The following is a 17,925-nucleotide window of genomic DNA, read 5'->3' as shown; positions in this document are numbered from 1 at the left end:
TAATTAAAAAAGTGGGGATGGGCATCGCCTCACTCAAAAACGGTCAATCATCTCTTAAGGTGAAAGATAAGAAGCCTACACCATAATCTTTGATTCGGTGTAGGAGTATGTCACATAGAGATAAATAGCATCTTACATTAAATTAAACAAAATAGTAGCCCGTTTAACCCCATCTTCACTTCCTAAGCTAGTGAGAGTTAAAGAGTGTAAATGTTCAAACAATGGTTTAGCAGATAATTCCACTACACGTAATAGAGGAAACTGTTTTCTGAGAGTTTTTCCTCCGGTTTGCCAATCTAGATAAACATAACCCTCATTAGGTGAAGGGAGCGAATTAACAATTTGTAACCAATCCTCACTCTTGATTAAAGGATTTTCTACCGCAGCCAGAGCCTGAGAAAGAGCTTCTAGAGAAGAACTCAAAATCTCATAATTACCTATGGTTGTATGAACTCCTTTCACTTGAGTATCGAGACGAAAAGAATTATTAAGGGATTGATTAGCTTGACTTAAGCGCGACCAAACTACAGTATTATGGTCAAAAATAGGAATATTACTAACGCTGTTGCCTTGAGCTAAGGCTAAATCATCTAGACGTTTAATTGCTGCTTGAGAATCAACATTATCAACCTTTTGGGCGATGAAAATCCAGTCATTAGTTCTTTTTCCTGGTAGAGGTAATAACCCAAGAGCGTATTCACCCTGCACCCAACTAAAAATATCTTGGGGTAAGTCTAATTCTGGGAAAGCTGTAACTAAGTTCTCTAGAATTGGTTTTAAAATCGGACTAAAAGTATTGTTATTGTCTGGGGAATCTTCACTAGTTAAAGATATCCAAAGCTCGTTTAAATTGCTTCCGGCGATCGCTACTACGCTTTCTGGGGGCAAATAATTCAAAGCTCCTACCCCTTGAGGTAATAACTGATTCTCCAGGTTAGTTTCATTCATTCCTAATACAGCAGTTTGGGCGATTAATCCTTCTGGTTTGAGGGAAATTGTCGCAGTGAGTAACTTATCTACTTGGGGTGTATCTGTAAAGGGTTGTTTACTCACCCAAGCTGAGAAGGCCGGAAGATTCAGATAAATTACCCCAATGCGAGGATCTACTAAAGAATTAACAGCTTGTTGATAATTAGGATTGTTTGGCAAACTCAGATTAGTTGCTTGAACATTATTAATCGCATCCTTGAGCACTTTAGGATGATTAGCGAATAAGACGTATTCTCCCACTACTGCACTCGCTGCTATATTAGTTTCTGTTAAGGGTAATTTAGGTCTTTGGTAGATGATATTATTGCCCTTATATTGCTCAAAGACTAAATCAGTTGTACCTGATAAAGCTCTTTTAGAGTAAGACGCTTGGAGAAACGAGCGCGCTTGCTCTGCATCTTTAGCGGTAGCTACTAATAAATAACCAGGTTTAAGACCGTTATCAGGATTACGATCAAAATCATCGGAAGTCACCGCTAGAGTTATTTCTTCTCCTAACCAATCCTTTAAGTCTTGGTCATAGTCTAGACCAAAATTGGCTAATAAACCCTGTTTGATTTGTTGTAATTCTTTTTGTCCTTGACGCCCTTTTCCTAGGGGTGATTTAAGCTTGACTAGACTTTCGAGACGCTCAGGGTTGACTAATAAAGATACCATTACTGGTGCTTGTCGAGGTACAAAAACCGCAGCAGAAGGTTGTTGATCTACTCCTCCTTCTAGGAGTTGTAAGACACTGCGATTGACAATCCAATTAAAACTAGTGACGGCGATCAAGATAATAGCGATCGCTCCTACTATAGTTAGAATAACCGAACGTAGTTTCATCTAATGTTTTCTGATAAATTCCACTCTATTGAAGTAACCATGATTTTCAAATCATGGATTCTAGTCGTCAAGTTCCGACTGGATAAATCCACCTCTTCCCTTGTTAACTTATGAGATTTTCACCTAACTTGGTGCCCTTCAACCGACACCTACATCCCTCGATTTGACAATAATAATTACCAAACTGTGGACTTACTTGAGGTTATCATGGCTTGTCAAGAGTGGTTGTACTTAATTAAAGCTAGAAATCACTACTTTTTGCTGTGTTGCTCGCCTGTTCCATAGTCGTAAGAATATATATATCTCCGTCTCTTACTGGCTGGGATTACACCATTACTAGCAAAATATCAACATGACCAACCTTGTTCTTACTCACAAAATAAATAATAACATGATTATGGACACAACGGGTTAAAACCCTGATCGCTCGACTACCATTCGTTAAAATAGATGGCTAACCTCGCTTTTTATCGGTTTAACTCTAAATTTTGACTCTCACTAATCTTATACCTTCCCAAGGGGGGATTTTTCCTGTTTTTCGTTGTTCTAAAAGTAAAAAAGCACTATATACCTTCAATACCTTTTCTTGTTGCTCATAATATTCTTGTTGTAACTTTTTAGACTTTTTGTTAGACAGGTTACTATTAGTATAATCTATTTGAGAGAGCCAATACCAACAAGCGCTAATCAATAACAAACAATAACGAGCTACTGTATGATTATTTTGCACTAGAAAACATTTTAAACAGTCCATAGCTAATTCAATCTGTTTTTGACGTTGTTGGTGTTGTGATCTCGTTAAAGCGATCGCTTGTTCTAACTCTCTAGTTAAATGAGTTACCTGTTTCAACTCTAAACTCGCTATACTATTAACGGATTGTTGAAAATCTTGGTTATTTAAGAGAGACTTGGTCAATTCCGAGACTAAATCTCCTGTTAATAAACTAGCAAAATTACGGGTTTGCAGTAATAACCGTTCACGATAAGTAGCTAAATAATGGGCTAAATCTAACTCTGTGGTTAATTCTTCTTTTAAGCCAATATCGATATCTCGCACTACATCTAAGTCTAATACTACATCTGAATCAAAGCTTAAATTACGTTCTAATTGCGCTGCTAATTCCCGTAAACGTTGAAAAATCTGGTTTTGTTCGATAATCAGTTGTTGTTGAATTTCTACCCCAAAAGCTTGGACTCTATTTAATTCTTGTACTAAATCTCTGGCTGATTGTCTTATTTGTTCCCTAATTCTTTTCAGAGAGTGATTGCGTGCGCGAACCCGATTATTAGTTAAACTATATTTTTGGGAATAAAATTGAGAGCGATCGATAGTAAGGATTAAATCAATATCTAATTTAGAGATGGACTCTAACAGAAAAATCAACCCATCAACGCAGTCTTGAAGACAACTAAACTCTAAAGAATGAGCATAAGTCCCTTGCCAAATTTGCCATTGTTGCTGACTAATTCCACCAATAACAAAATTTTCTGCTTCTTTACACCAATAGCCTATAGATTCTGTAATGATACTTTGATTGGCTTCTGTTAAAGTCGGTAACCGATATTTAAATGTATCGAATTTTTGCTCATTTAACCAAGTACAAAAGGCGATCGCGTCTTCAGGTTTAATCCCTGCGATCGGTAATTTAGCCATACCTGGTTGAAAATGGGTATGTTCCCAATGAAAGGGTTGCCGATTACTATGTGTTTCTTCTAAAAACAATTGATATTCAGCACAAGTAATTAAGTCAGTATCAATTTCACAATTACTATTAATCAAACGCCACGACATATTTTAATCGCCTTGATAAGTACACCTTTGCTGCTAAACGAGCAATATCAGGATCGTTAGATTCTAAAGCTGCATCTAACCAGTTTTCGATTCTTTTTTTTAACTCTACATTGTATTGTTCTCCTTCTTCCCAACAATCATAAGCTAGATTAAGGGTGACAAAATTTCTCTTATTCCAAGCTGCTAGAATAATTTTACTAGTATCTTTACTTCCTGCATAGAGACGAATTGCTTCACTCCACCAAGGTTGGTCAATATTATTGATTAAAATCTGTTCTTGATTAGTTAGTTTAATCTCAGCTACTGTTAAATATTCTTGAAAACTAAGATGAATAAATTGATAGAGTTTAGCTGAGACCTTTTGAATTAATCCTGTGACATTTTCCAGATATTGTAAAAATTGTATTGGAGCTTCTTTAGCTTCAACTATAGCTAGAAAAGATTCACTAATAATTGTTGCTCCTTCTTCTAGAGTAAATTGGACTTTATGCTGACACATTAACTCTAGAGCTAATTTTTGTAAAATCAACTGTATTTGTTTACTTTCTAGGTTATATAAACTAGGAATTCCTTTAGCTTTAGGTCTATTTATTAGTAACAATCTACATATTTCTTTATACAATTCTACTCGTTTTTTTAGTATCAAGCTAGGGTTTTCCGCAAAAAAAGCCATAAAAGTTAATAAGAGAGGATTAGACGCCATTAAAGCAAAAGGGGGATAGGTAGTGATAACTTTATGAACAAGTATCGCTTTTTTTAGAGCTTGTTGTTTAATTAAATTTCCCTCTAAATGAGCTTGTTTAAATAATTCTTTTTCTAAATAAAATTGCTCTAAAAATTGTTTAATATCTTGAGATTTATATGGTTGAATTTCTAAACAAATAGTCGTTGTTTTTAACGGATAATTTAAATAACTATAGGGTCTAGATGTAATAATATAACAAGTTTCTGGATATAACCCCATTTGTTCGTCTAACCATTTCCCAACGCTGCGACGTTCACTAGCATTGACAATCTCGTCTAAACCATCTAACATTATTAGACATTTTCCTGAGCTTAATTTCTGTTCAAACCATTCTACAGAGGGATCTAATTTTAGACTAGATTCTCTTTTAATAACAGTAGTAATAATTTGAGCTATAGTAATATCAAGGTTATTAATAATTAATTTGCGAATTTGACGCAAGGATAACAGCACCGGGATTAATTTAGGAGCTTTTTCGTATTCTTCCCGTTGATTACCTTGAGCGTATGTCAAGGTTAAGTATTCTAAGAGTATGGTTTTACCCGTACCTGGAGCAGATAATAAAAGTATCCGTCGATAAGTGGGCTCTGTTTCGATTTTAGCTAAGAAATCCCAAATGGAGAGAGATGAGATAGTATCTTGTTGTTGAATTAATGCTGAGGAAACTTCTGTGGGATTTTTAACCACTAAATGAGGTAAAATATAAACCTTGTCTAGCTCTAGAGTAATTCGTCCTAAATCCGTTGAACCCTGTACTAGGTGAGTGCGATAAGCGGCAATCAATGTCTTATAATATGATTCTTGAAACTTAGCATTACTGTTCCATAACATTGCTTGGCTTTCTCTCTTCAGGACCTAGATCATAGTTATCTATATTCTCAATTTTGGCACAATATCACTCAGAGTAGGAGTTATCGTTTATGCTTTTAGCTTGGCAATTTCAATCCCCGGGTCCAATTATTTGGGAAATAGGACCACTTACGATACGATGGTATGGTTTGTTAATCGCTACTGCTGTGTTGATTGGGGTTAATTTATCACAATATTTAGCCAAAAAAAGACAGGTAAAACCAGAATTAATCGGAGATTTGGTGATTTGGTTGATAATCGCCTCTATACCCATGGCTCGTATGTATTACGTTTTATTTAAATGGCAAGAATACGCCCTTAATCCAGGACAAATTGTGGCGATTTGGCGAGGAGGAATCGCTATTCATGGAGCGATAATCGGTGGTACACTAGCTACAATGATTTTTGCTCGCCTTAATCGAGTGTCTTTTTGGCAATTAGTAGATATAGTTGCTCCTTCATTAATTTTAGGTCAAGCGATCGGAAGGTGGGGTAATTTCTTTAATTCGGAAGCTTTTGGCGCCCCCACTAATTTACCCTGGAAGTTATATATACCTCCTGTTAATCGTCCTGTCAATTATCTAGAGTATGAGTATTTTCATCCCACGTTTTTATATGAGTCTTTGTGGAATTTGGGGGTTTTTGCTTTATTGATGTGGTTATTTTTTTGGGGTTTAAAACATTCATCACGTTTAAAGGTGGGAACAATTGCTCTAGTCTATTTAATCGCTTATAGTAGTGGTAGGGTGTGGATTGAAGGGTTACGTACTGATAGCTTGATGTTAGGACCATTACGTATCGCTCAAGTTGTTAGTTTAGGAGCGATCGCTTTAGGTATTTTCGGCTTAATTTGGTTATATTTTTTAAAATTGTCTTTACCCGATGTCTCTAAAAATCCTCAAATTCAACAAGATTGATTGAGTATAATAGGTAAGCTCAAACTTAAGGGATAGAAACATGACAACGATCGCACTCCAGGGTAAAGCAACCATTTCTATGGCGATTAATGGAGAGCCTGTAATAATTGAAGTTGATGGTAATAATGCTCCGATTACCGCAGGTAATTTTGTTGATTTAGTAGATCGTGGAGTGTATGAAAACACCCTATTTCACCGCGTTATTAGTGAACCTCAACCATTTGTCGCACAAGGAGGAGACCCCCAGAGTGCAGATCCTGATACACCTTTTCAAGTATTGGGTACGGGTGGTTTTATTGATCCAGTTACAGGAGAAAGACGCAATATACCTCTAGAAATTAAACCCGAAGGTGCAGATAGACCAGTATATAATCAAGTCTTACCTGAAGGGGTAGAACCCCTGTTAAAGCACGAACAAGGTGTAATCGCTATGGCGCGAGCTGACGCACCTGATACGGCTTCAACACAATTTTATTTTACCCTAGATAGGTTAGAGTTTCTCGATGGTGTTTACGCTGTTTTTGGTGAGGTAGTAGAAGGTTTTGAGGTAATCCAACAGATTGAGGATATCTCCACAGAAGAAGATCTATCTCCAGAGGAGTTTCGCGCTAAAGCTGCGCAAATATCTGATGTAGAAGTTGTCGAGATTGATTCGATGTTAATTACTGGTACAAGAGGGAATGATACTCTCACAGGAACGTCTTTTGACGATCGCATTTTGGGATTACAGGGTAACGATGTTATTGATGGGGGTAATGGTAATGATACCCTGATTGGTGGTCCTGGTAATGATTTATTGCGAGGTGGTAGAGGTAGCGATCGCCTTTTTGGAGGTCCTGGTAATGATACCTTGATTGGAGGTGGAGGAAACGACTATCTCAACGGAGGATCAGGCAGAAATCGCTTAATAGGAGGACCCGGAAACGATCGCTTTGTGGTTGGTTTAGATGGGTATGCTGCGATTATGGATTTTGAACCGAATCAAGATTTAATCTTAATCCCTTTAGCAGATCTCGATCGCAATCTCAATCCAGGTAGATTACTTCCAGGACGTTTTCATGTTGGTTCTGAACCTTCTAACCGATTACAACGCATTATTTACGATCCAACCGATGGTGTACTCAGTTATGATCCCGATGGTAGTGGTGATAGAGGTTCGAGACGAATCGCTAGATTAATAGGTAGTCCCGAACTGAGTGTAAGTGATATTAGGATTATTTAAGTACTTCTGCGTCCTAAGTCATAAACCCCAGAAGCTACACAAGCGAGAATACCTACACTAATTCCCCAACTTTGACCGAGACTGACGTTAACTCCATAGTTCATTAAGCCTCCTAGAATTAAAAAGGGGATAATACTAAATAGAGAAGCGTAAAAGGCGTTTTGTGCTTCTCTAGCTTGACGGGTTTTTTCAAATTCTCTAACTGAGATATAAAGCGATCGCTCAGCAAAATTGAACCAGCGATTTAACTGTTGGGTTACCCATTCTCTGAGTGAACCAAATCCTAAATATAACGCTAAAGCCCAGAGAGAAGTACCTGCGATAATTACTTTATCTAAGGAAAATGACCAGGGTATGATTTCGTTGAGCATATGTTGATTGATGATTTAAGTCTTTATAAATTTTAACTTATAGGGAAGAGAGGGGGAGAGGGGAGAAGGGAGAGAGAGGAATGAACAATGTAGAATGTGCGAAAAAATAATTAATTCTTAATTCTTAATTCGCGCATTTGGAATAACCCCTAACCCCGAACTCCTCTACTCCTCATTCCAGAGAGATTTCTGTTCAGCTGCTTTAAGTTGAGGTCGTGGTTGCATTGTATAAATATCTACTTTATCTGTACTCCTGCGTTGAGAGACACTTTCTTCACTAGTATTAGCTGCAATTATTTCATAGAGAATCGCTAATTGAGATTGTTTACTTTTGCGTAAAATGCGACCAAGACGCTGAATATATTCTCTAGTAGAACTTGTCCCTGAGATAATAATAGCGATTTTGACATCAGGAACGTCAACTCCTTCGTTTAATACGTGAGAAGTGACTAAGGTTTTGTATTCTCCTGAGCGAAAACGTTCTAAAATAGCGTGACGTTCTTTAACTGGAGTTTGATGGGTTATCGACGGAATTAAAAATTCTTGAGAGATTCGATAAACCGTAGCGTTATCATTGGTAAAAATTAATATAGATTCGGGGTAATGTTGAGTAATCAAATCAGCGAGCATTCTTAATTTACTCGGGGTTGCTGCGATAATTTCTTTACTTTCTCGATGAGCTAACATCGCGCGACGTCCTGCGCTTGAGCTAGCACTAGCTTTAATGAATAATTGCCAACCATTGAGATTATTTAGGGAGATATTGGACTGACGAAGGAAATCATTACGGATTTTTAAGGCTTGTGCGTATTTTTGGCTCTCTTGTTGGGATAATTTAACTTTGATTTGGACGATTTTATAATCAGCTAAAGCAGTTGTGGCTAATTCTTGGACACTTTTACGATAGATAACAGGACCAATTAAAGTTTCTAAATCTCGATGATTACCGTCACTTCTTTCGGGAGTAGCGCTTAAACCCAGACGATAGGGAGCGATCGCTTCTTCTGCGATAACTCGAAAAAATTGTGTGGGTAAATGATGACACTCGTCAAAAATTAATAACCCGTAGAGATTGCCTAAATACTGTATCTGATTAGCTGCGCTATGATAGGTGGCGATTAAGATAGGAGTGCGATCGCACTCACCTCCACCGAGTAACCCCACTTCTATATCAGGGAACATCGCTATTATTTTGGCGTACCATTGCTGCATTAAATCTAGGGTTGGTACAACAATCAAGGTAGAACGTGGTGTATCTTGTATTGCTAATTGTGCTATATAAGTTTTGCCAGCTCCTGTGGGTAAAACCACTATACCCCTTCTCCCCTGTTGTTTCCAAGCGTTAATAGCTTCGGTTTGATGAGGATAGGGGGTAATTTCTAGACAAGAGGTTAATTCTAAACTGGTAAATTGACTCGCTTCGTCGATAAAGGGTGTTTCTGTTGCTTGAAGAGATTCTACCAGGGAACGATAATAAATAGCAGGTACTCGAAATTTTTCTACGCGATCGTCCCAAGTAGCAAAGTCTAGCCACACTTTACCCCTTGGGGGTGGATGTAGGATTAAAGTGCCTCGTTGATAATATAGTTTTGGCAAACGCCCCATGATGATTTATAATAATTCTTGCATTTGCTCCCAAGTTAACCCCCTTTGTAGATAACGAGGTGTATCAGGTTGATAGGGTGCTTCTAAGCGATCGATATTGATTATTCTAGCATCAACAGGAATAACTGGTATATCAGGATCAAAAGCAGTCTGACTGGTAAGAGAACTAGAAAACCCTTTATAAATAACTATTTGTTCCTGGATTTGATCTACTTCGATAGTGACGATCAAGACTTCTTGGGGATGTAAGAGAGTGTATTGTTCTAGTTTTTGTCCATTAGACATAATATTAACCACTTTAGTCAGTAGAATAAATATAACCTGAATTAACTTAACGGGTAAAGTAGATGTTGATTTAATGAGAATTTATAGTTAAGCTAAAGCTAAAAATTATGAGTAGGAGGAAGAAACCATGAACGAGTTAACTATTCCCTCTGGTTCACGTAGTGAGCTGCGAGAATTAATCAAGAATCAACTACAAATCTTATTAGAACAAAAAAACTACGAGGGTGCTAAAGCATTATTATTACCCGTAAGGTCTGTAGATATAGCTGAAGCAATCGAAATGCTTCCCCCTTCTCTACAACTCATCGCTTTTCGTCTCCTTAAAAAAGCAGAGGCGATCGAAGTTTATGAATATTTAGATACTACAGTACAACAATTTCTGGTTGAACAATTTAAAGATCAAGAAGAAATAGAAATCATTGAACATATCTCACCAGATGAAAGAGCTAAGTTATTTGATGAATTACCACCCAAGATTGTTAGAAAATTAGTCTCCCAATTAAGTCCAGAAGAACGTCAAGCGACAGCACTTTTATTGGGTTATACTGAGAAAACTGCAGGGAGAATAATGACTCCCGAATATATTGCTCTGAAAAAAGATTTAACTATTATTCAAGCCCAAGAAAAAATTAAAAGTTATATCGATAAATCAGAGTTAAGTTATTATATATACGTCACGGATAACCAGAGAAAACTAGTCGGAATTATCTCTCTTAAAGATTTAATTGTTACTCCTTTTGATCAGAGTTTAGAGACAATCATGAATAGTGATATTGTCTATGCTTATACAGATACTAACCAAGAGGAAGTAGCTAAACTTATCCAACGTTATGATTTAATTGCTTTACCTATCGTTGATAAAGAGGAAAATCTTGTTGGTATTGTCACAATTGATGATGTTCTCGATATTTTAGAAGAGGAAACTACCGAAGATATCTATAGAATGGGTGCGGTTCAATCTGAAGGAGATAATTACTTTGATAATAATTTCTTTCAAATAGTCAAAAAACGCATACCTTGGTTGTTAATCTTACTATTGACTAACTCAGCTACTGTATTTATTATGAGTAATTACGAAGCTGTCTTAGAAGAAGTGGTCGCTTTAGCCTTTTTTACTCCCTTACTAATAGACGCAGGAGGTAACGTCGGTGCTCAATCTTCTACAGTAGTAATTAGAGGTTTGAGTACAGATGAACTTAAAAATAAAACGCCAATGCAAGTACTCATCAAAGAGTTAATTAGTGGGGGATTATTGGGGATAATTTTGGGGATTTTGGTTATTGTTGGGGTGTTGCTCTTTATGTCCTTTTTTACTAGTATAGATCCTGGTGTAGGTATCACTGTGGGATTAAGTTTATTCGCCATTACTATGATTGCTGCGGTTACTGGTGCAGGGTTACCCTTTATGTTCAATGCTATGGGTTTTGATCCTGCTTTAATGTCAGCACCTCTTATTACTACTGTTGTAGATATTTTGGGGATTTTGATTTACTTTAATGTCGCTAAAATATTCTTACTCAACAATTAGATTGTTATCTCTCTTCTAATAAATAATCCTGATACTTTTGTTTTAATTGTTCTGGTGAACAATCTGTAGTCCAATATTCAATTAAAGCTTTACCAAGAGACCAAGCTGTAGTTTCATTACTAGCACTTTGATCTAACAATAAGGGCCAAATAATCATTAAATCTAGGTTTCTACCTGGTTCTTCTAATAACTGGAATAATTCATAAACTAATTGTAACTTACCAATTACTACGGGTAGTTGTTCCACAGGTATTTGTTGAGCAAGTAATAAACCTAGTTGTGGTGAACCTGTAGATAAAGTGCTGATATAACTGAGAATAGGACTCTTGAGTAAAGCTGCTAACCCTTCTATACTAGACATCTGAAAGATATATTTATCGATGACTTTTGTACAAGCAGTAATACGAGCTTCGCGATCGCGTAAAAATCTCGCTAGACGTAATTCTTTGACTGGGGGTACAGATTCCATAATCTCTAGGGATAATTTCTCTATTCCCCAACTCTCCCGATGACTGGTTTTGTCTGTGGTGACTACGGGATAAAATTTCTCTACTAAATTAGCTAAAGATTCACGACGATAGGCGATCGCCTCTCTTATAGCTATTTCTTTAGGAAGGTTTCCTTGTTGCCAATCGTAGGGGGGATTCCATTCTCTGATAGGACGTAAGCGATCTACTTGAGTTACTACCATAATAATTGGGACTCGATTATCTGATGGTAACTGATTTAAAAACTCTACATCCATCTGTAAAGCAGGATCTAAAGCGGGATTTACTAATAATAACAAGTCAGCGGTACTAGCATATTCTAATACTTCTTCAGTATAGGCTTTCCCTTTTACTTGTTCGTAACCTGGACTATCCCAGAGAATTAATTTTTCTCCTTCTGGTGTATTCCATTGATAATTTTCAATTTTTGCGGTTGAGGGTAAAACATCTACTTGGGCTAATTCTGCTTGGAAGATAGTATTAATTAAACTACTTTTTCCCGCACCTGTTCTCCCTACTAAGAGAATTTTTAACTCTTGTTGTTCAATTTTAGTTTCGGGTTGAACCGTTTCTAAGACTTCTCGAATCGTTTGGCTTTTTTCGGGAGCAAGTTCTAATTGTTTAGCTGAATCTAGTAAGGTGTCTTGACTGTAAAGTTGTAGGGTTTTTTGACAGAGGTTAGAGAGAATAGCTTGTTTTAATAATTGACCTAGATTAACTAATAATTCTTGATTAGCTTGTTCGGTATATTTTTTACTCATTTGTTTAGTTAAAGCAGTGACGGGATTTAATAACCATTGACCCCAACTCCAAGCTTGCCATAATTTACGCGCTGATGGTGAAAATTGTTGATAAATTTCATAACCTTGATAAGCTTGTCCTAAAGTTACTTGATTAAGTGCTGGTGTTAATTTTGCCATCAAGAGATCTAAATCATCGATCGTTCCTCTCATTAAACCATAGGCTTGGGGAATATAGATATTCAGAAAAGGATATTTAACCTCGGGATGATAAATATTAGCTATACCTACGATTAATTGTTGACAACGTCCCCAAAAAGGATTACTGTCTTGCCAAATAGGCGGATCTGTGAGAGAAGCTTCTAAGACTTCTTTGAGTACGGTTTGTACTTGAGTTAGTTTATCTTCTCCTGATGGTGGATTAGTACTTTGAATTTGACTATCAGCTATATCTGTTTTAATCTGATTAACAATACCTTCTAATTCTGCTATTCTGCTACTAGTCCATTTGACTAATAACCAACGCCACAAGAGGAAAATAAGTATAAATACAGCCCAAATCCAATTAACACCCCAACGATGAATAGAGGCACTAGCTGCGTATAAGATAAAGCTAATGACTGTTATTACTGGTATTGCGAGTACTATCCATTGCCATATTTTTAGTTGTTTCATTGTTCAAATAAGGGAGATTAGGGAGAAGGGAAAAGGGAAAAGGCAAGAGGCAAGAGTAGTACAATGTCTAGAAAAAATAGCAACTAACACCGTTCTACCGTTCCACCTAATACCTAACCCCTAACTCAGATTATTTAAGCATCTTGGTAAGCTTCCATACCTTGACAAGAACAGACTAGATTTCTGTCACCATAGGCATTATCAATACGACTAACCGTAGGCCAGTATTTATACTCTCTTGTCCAAGGTGCGGGATAAGCTGCTTCTTCCCGAGAGTAGGGATGTTCCCAAACAGAAGTTAGTAAGAATTCTGCGGTATGGGGAGCATTTTTTAGGGGATTATCATGACTATCGATTTTCTCTGATTCGATCGCTTCTATTTCGCGACGAATACTAATCATAGCGTCACAGAAACGGTCTAATTCTTCTTTGGATTCACTCTCTGTAGGTTCGATCATCATTGTACCCGCTACGGGCCAGGAAACGGTAGGAGCATGAAAACCATAGTCCATTAATCTTTTGGCGATGTCATCTACTTCTATACCCGCTGATTTTTTGACTAGACGTAAATCAATGATACATTCATGAGCTACTAAGTCAGATTTACCAGTAAAGAGAATTGGGTAAGCGTCTTTGAGACGATGAGCCATATAATTAGCGTTGAGAATAGCTACCTGTGTCGCTGCTTTTAAACCAGATGTTCCCATCATGGCTATATACATCCAGGAGATCGTCAGAATACTAGCACTTCCCCAAGGTGCCGAGGCGATCGCTCCTATTGATTGACTATTCACCGAGTCTGTTTCGAGAGGGAAATTTAATAAAGGATCTGGTAAAAAAGGTGCTAGATGAGCAGCTACACCAATAGGACCTACGCCTGGACCTCCTCCACCGTGAGGAATACAGAAGGTTTTATGTAAGTTTAAATGACAGACGTCAGCGCCATAATCTCCAGGACGACATAACCCTACTTGGGCGTTCATATTCGCACCATCGAGATAGACTTGTCCACCGTGATTATGGATAATCTCACAAATTTGCACGATTTCTGCTTCAAATACGCCGTGAGTGGAGGGATAGGTTACCATTAAAGCTGCTAACTCTTCACTGTGTTTAGTGGCTTTAGCTTCTAAATCTGCGATATCTATATTTCCCTGGCGATCGCATTTAATAGGTATTACCTTCATGCCACACATAACCGCACTAGCAGGGTTTGTGCCATGGGCTGATTCGGGAATCAAACAAACATGACGTTGATCGTCTTCCCGAGAGAGATGATATTGGCGAATTACTTGTAAGCCTGCGTACTCTCCTTGAGAACCAGCGTTAGGTTGTAGAGATACAGCAGCAAAACCCGTGATTTCTGCTAACCAAGATTCTAATTGTGCAAAGAGGATTTGATAACCTTGAGTTTGAGATAGAGGTGCAAAAGGATGAATCTGACCAAATTCTGCCCAAGTAACAGGAATCATTTCTGCTGTAGCGTTTAGCTTCATCGTACAAGATCCTAAAGGAATCATCGAGGTATTCAATGATAAATCTTTGGTTTCTAGTTGATGTATATAGCGTAATAACTCTGTTTCTGAGTGATAGCGATTAAATACTGCTTCGGTGAGATAAGCACTAGTTCTGATTAAAGATTCAGGTATAGAATCACTGACGGTTATCTCTTCTAGAGTAAAGGGTAATGTTGCTTCTCGAGCAAAAATGAGTAATAACTGTTCTACATCAGCAATGGTTGTGGTTTCATCTAGACTAATTCCTACTTTATCTGCTGCTAGGTAGCGTAAATTAATCTGATGTTTTTCGGCTTTAGTGATTAAATCTGCGGCATTACCTTCTAGGGTAATTGTATCAAAGAATAACTCTGAATCTAATTTATAGCCTAGACGTTTTAATCCCTCTGCCAAAATTAAGGTCAATTGATGTACTCTTTTAGCGATATTTTTGATCCCTTCAGGACCATGATAAATAGCATACATCGAAGCCATTACCGCTAACAATACTTGTGCTGTACAGATATTGCTGGTAGCTTTATCTCTACGGATATGTTGTTCTCTGGTTTGTAATGCTAAACGTAGTGCTCTTTTGCCTTGAGCGTCTTTGGATACTCCTACGATTCTCCCTGGAATACTTCTCTGATAAGCTTTACGCGTCGCTAAATAGGCTGCGTGAGGTCCTCCATACCCTAGGGGAACACCAAAACGCTGAGTACTTCCTACGGCGATATCTGCTCCTAATTCTCCTGGGGGTGTTAGTAAAGTCAGACTTAAAGGATCAGCGGCGATAGTTACTAAAGCTTTGCTTGCTTGGGCTTTTTGAATAAATTCTCTATAGTCGTAAATAGTCCCATCGGTAGCGGGATATTGTAAAATTGCCCCAAAAATTGCTTTTTCAAAGTCAAATTGACGATAATCGCCGATAATAATTTCTATTCCTAAAGGGTTAGCACGAGTTTTGAGTACTTCTATGGTTTGGGGATGACAGGTATTAGAGACAAAAAAAGCATTAGCTTTATTTTTAGCTAAACCATAACTCATACTCATGGCTTCAGCTGCTGCTGTTCCTTCATCTAATAGAGAAGCGTTAGCAATTTCTAACCCCGTTAAGTCGATAATCATGGTTTGAAAATTGAGTAAAGCTTCTAGTCTTCCTTGGGCTATTTCTGCTTGGTAAGGAGTATAAGCTGTGTACCAACCTGGATTCTCTAAAATATTTCTTTGGATCACACCAGGGGTATAACAGTTATAGTAGCCCATGCCGATGAAAGAACGAAAAACTTTATTTTTACTGGCGATCGCTTTCAATTCTGCTAAAGCATTAGCTTCACTTTGAGCTGGGGGTAACTCTATGTTATTCTCAAGCTGAATAGAACTAGGAATAGTCTGCTCAATTAGTTGTTCTAGACTAGAAAAGCCAATGACTTTGAGCATTTGCTCGATTTCTTGAGCATTTGGTCCTATATGTCGTCTAGCAAAAGAATCATGATTTTGACTATCTGTAGAAAGATTTTGACGGACAGCTATATTCATAGTTTTTACAGCACTAAAATAAAGTTACATTAAGACATCAGAATCTTCTGACGCCTTAATTTTTGATCAGAAGATTGGGTTTAAAATCTCTTGCTTTAGGAAGGCAATACATTTTTATTAATTTATGTTAAAATACTTTAAGCTAAAAAGTCAAGTATTAAGATGCTAGTTTAGGAAATAAGACAATTCAACCAAAATAATATTGAACCAAGAATCCCCACCCATTTAGGATGGGGATTGTCAATTTGTAACAAAGTATTTAGAAGTGTATCCGATCCTTTCCAGAAAAATCAGAAAATCTCTTCTTAATCATCTCCTTCTACTTGAGCACGATATTCATCAGCTGATAAAATCTCAGTTAATTCCTCATCAGGATCATCTACTCTAAGTTTTAATAACCAACCCTCACCATAGGGATCATCGGCGATGAGTTCGGGTGATTCTATTAAAGTTTCGTTTCTATCTATAATAGTTCCCGATATAGGTGCGTTAAGGTCTTCAACCGCTTTGACTGATTCAACTGTACCAAATTTTTCTCCTGCTGTAATTGATTCCCCTTGATCGGGTAATTCTAGAAAAACAATATCTCCTAGTTGATCAATAGCAAAAGAAGTGATACCAATGGTAGCGATTTCACCGTCTAAACGAATATACTCATGAGTATCGAGGTACTTTAAGTCATCAGGATATTCTAGTTCCATAAAACAATCCTCAAGTAATAGCAAAACTTAGTTTACTAGCATTTTAGATAATCTGCTACTCTAGATATTACTAATCTTGAGAATAGCTTAAGGCAGGAATTTCTAAATTTTCTTGTTGTTCAATATACAATTGAGCAACTTGTCGGGCTAAATGTCTAATTCTAGCGATATATCTAGTTCTTTCAGCCACAGCGATCACGCCACGAGCATCTAGTAAATTAAAGCTATGAGAACATTTAAGCACATAATCAAGACTAGGCATGACTAAACCCTTATTAATTAGTTGTTCTGCTTCTTGTTCATAGAGTGTGAATAGATTAAATAGTAAATCGGGGTTAGAAGCTTCAAAATTATAGGTACATTGTTCAATCTCGTTTTGTAAAAAGATATCCCCATAGGTAACTTGGTCATTCCAGCGTATCTTATTAATCGAATCCACGTTTTGGAGATACATAGCCAAACGTTCCAACCCATAAGTAATTTCTATAGACACAGGGCGACAGTCAATACCTCCACACTGTTGAAAATAGGTAAATTGGGTGATTTCCATGCCATCTAACCAAACTTCCCAACCAACACCCCAAGCCCCTAAAGTAGGAGATTCCCAATTATCTTCCACAAAACGGATATCGTGATCTTCAGGATGAATCCCTAAAACCCTCAGAGAATCCAGATAAATTTCTTGGATATTATCAGGAGAGGGTTTAATCAAAACTTGATACTGATAATAGTGTTGAAAACGGTTAGGATTTTCCCCATAACGTCCATCCGTAGGGCGACGACAGGGTTCAACATAAGCCACAGCCCAGGGATCACTACCTAAAGCCCGCAAGAAGGTATGAGGATTCATTGTACCTGCACCTTTTTCCGTATCGTAGGGTTGAGCTAATAAACAACCGCGATCGCTCCAGAATTTTTGTAGATCAAGAATTATGTTTTGAAAATGTTTAGACACTTAGATTTTCCTTGCCAAAATATATTTAGTCTTTACTAGATCATATATTTTAGTAGGTACATAAAAAAAACTAAGATTGTCAAATCTTTAAAAGTCTTGCCCTGTCTAGGATTCAAGCTAGGTCAAAAAATTTTTTCAGTTTTTTTTCAAAAAAGGGTTGACAAAGCCTAAGAAAAGAGATAGATTAGTAAATGCGCGGTTGAGG

Annotated in this window: 13 protein-coding genes; 3 read left to right on the top strand and 10 right to left on the bottom strand. The window is 37.3% G+C overall.

Features of this window, described 5'->3' with window-relative positions:
- Positions 1–132: 132 nt before the first annotated feature.
- The 3 genes from EA365_15275 to EA365_15265 all read right to left on the bottom strand — a co-directional run bounded on the left by EA365_15275 (position 133) and on the right by EA365_15265 (position 5,183).
- The gene (locus tag EA365_15275) at positions 133–1,815 is read right to left on the bottom strand and encodes a DUF3352 domain-containing protein (GenBank protein TVQ42429.1); all 1,683 of its coding nucleotides are present in this window, start codon (positions 1,813–1,815) and stop codon (positions 133–135) included.
- A gap of 481 nt (positions 1,816–2,296) precedes the next feature.
- Entirely contained in the window at positions 2,297–3,607 is a 1,311-nt protein-coding gene (locus EA365_15270; protein TVQ42428.1) for a hypothetical protein, read from the bottom strand.
- A complete protein-coding gene (locus EA365_15265; protein ID TVQ42427.1) occupies positions 3,588–5,183 on the bottom strand; it encodes an NACHT domain-containing protein in 1,596 nt (531 codons plus the stop codon). The genes EA365_15270 and EA365_15265 overlap by 20 nt, the downstream gene beginning before the upstream one ends.
- 89 nt (positions 5,184–5,272) lie before the next feature.
- On the opposite strand from EA365_15265, the gene EA365_15260 reads away from it, so the two are divergent.
- Together EA365_15260 and EA365_15255 are read left to right on the top strand one after the other, a co-directional pair.
- Positions 5,273–6,118, top strand: coding sequence for a prolipoprotein diacylglyceryl transferase (locus tag EA365_15260; protein TVQ42426.1), 846 nt, complete (start codon positions 5,273–5,275; stop codon positions 6,116–6,118).
- A gap of 40 nt (positions 6,119–6,158) precedes the next feature.
- On the top strand, positions 6,159–7,340 hold the full coding sequence (locus tag EA365_15255) for a peptidylprolyl isomerase (GenBank protein ID TVQ42425.1): 1,182 nt from the start codon (positions 6,159–6,161) through the stop codon (positions 7,338–7,340).
- On the opposite strand, the gene EA365_15250 is transcribed toward EA365_15255, so the two are convergent.
- The 3 genes from EA365_15250 to EA365_15240 form a co-directional block, all read right to left on the bottom strand.
- Positions 7,337–7,711: a hypothetical protein gene (locus EA365_15250; protein ID TVQ42424.1), complete on the bottom strand. Its 375-nt coding sequence runs from the start codon at positions 7,709–7,711 to the stop codon at positions 7,337–7,339. The genes EA365_15255 and EA365_15250 overlap by 4 nt on opposite strands.
- A gap of 165 nt (positions 7,712–7,876) precedes the next feature.
- Complete coding sequence (locus EA365_15245) at positions 7,877–9,316, bottom strand: DEAD/DEAH box helicase (protein TVQ42423.1); 1,440 nt, start codon at positions 9,314–9,316, stop codon at positions 7,877–7,879.
- A gap of 6 nt (positions 9,317–9,322) precedes the next feature.
- A complete protein-coding gene (locus EA365_15240) occupies positions 9,323–9,604 on the bottom strand; it encodes a hypothetical protein (protein TVQ42430.1) in 282 nt (93 codons plus the stop codon).
- 124 nt (positions 9,605–9,728) lie between these two features.
- On the opposite strand from EA365_15240, the gene mgtE reads away from it, so the two are divergent.
- Positions 9,729–11,129: a magnesium transporter gene (gene mgtE, locus EA365_15235; protein TVQ42422.1), complete on the top strand. Its 1,401-nt coding sequence runs from the start codon at positions 9,729–9,731 to the stop codon at positions 11,127–11,129.
- Between the two features lie 4 nt (positions 11,130–11,133).
- On the opposite strand, the gene EA365_15230 is transcribed toward mgtE, so the two are convergent.
- The 4 genes from EA365_15230 to glyQ all read right to left on the bottom strand — a co-directional run bounded on the left by EA365_15230 (position 11,134) and on the right by glyQ (position 17,720).
- Positions 11,134–13,032: a GTP-binding protein gene (locus EA365_15230; GenBank protein ID TVQ42421.1), complete on the bottom strand. Its 1,899-nt coding sequence runs from the start codon at positions 13,030–13,032 to the stop codon at positions 11,134–11,136.
- A gap of 134 nt (positions 13,033–13,166) precedes the next feature.
- On the bottom strand, positions 13,167–16,064 hold the full coding sequence (gene gcvP, locus EA365_15225; protein ID TVQ42420.1) for a glycine dehydrogenase (aminomethyl-transferring): 2,898 nt from the start codon (positions 16,062–16,064) through the stop codon (positions 13,167–13,169).
- 305 nt (positions 16,065–16,369) lie between these two features.
- Positions 16,370–16,765 carry a glycine cleavage system protein GcvH gene (gene gcvH / locus EA365_15220; GenBank protein TVQ42419.1) on the bottom strand — a complete coding sequence of 132 codons (396 nt, stop codon included), beginning with the start codon at positions 16,763–16,765 and terminating at the stop codon, positions 16,370–16,372.
- A gap of 70 nt (positions 16,766–16,835) precedes the next feature.
- Positions 16,836–17,720 (bottom strand): glycine--tRNA ligase subunit alpha, encoded by an 885-nt coding sequence (gene glyQ / locus EA365_15215; protein TVQ42418.1) that lies wholly within the window; start codon positions 17,718–17,720, stop codon positions 16,836–16,838.
- Positions 17,721–17,925: the final 205 nt, after the last annotated feature.

It is taken from the genome of Gloeocapsa sp. DLM2.Bin57, from assembly GCA_007693955.1.
Taxonomy (GTDB): domain Bacteria; phylum Cyanobacteriota; class Cyanobacteriia; order Cyanobacteriales; family Gloeocapsaceae; genus Gloeocapsa.
Note: the sequence above shows the minus strand (reverse complement) of the source record. Positions and strands in the feature narration are given on the sequence as shown.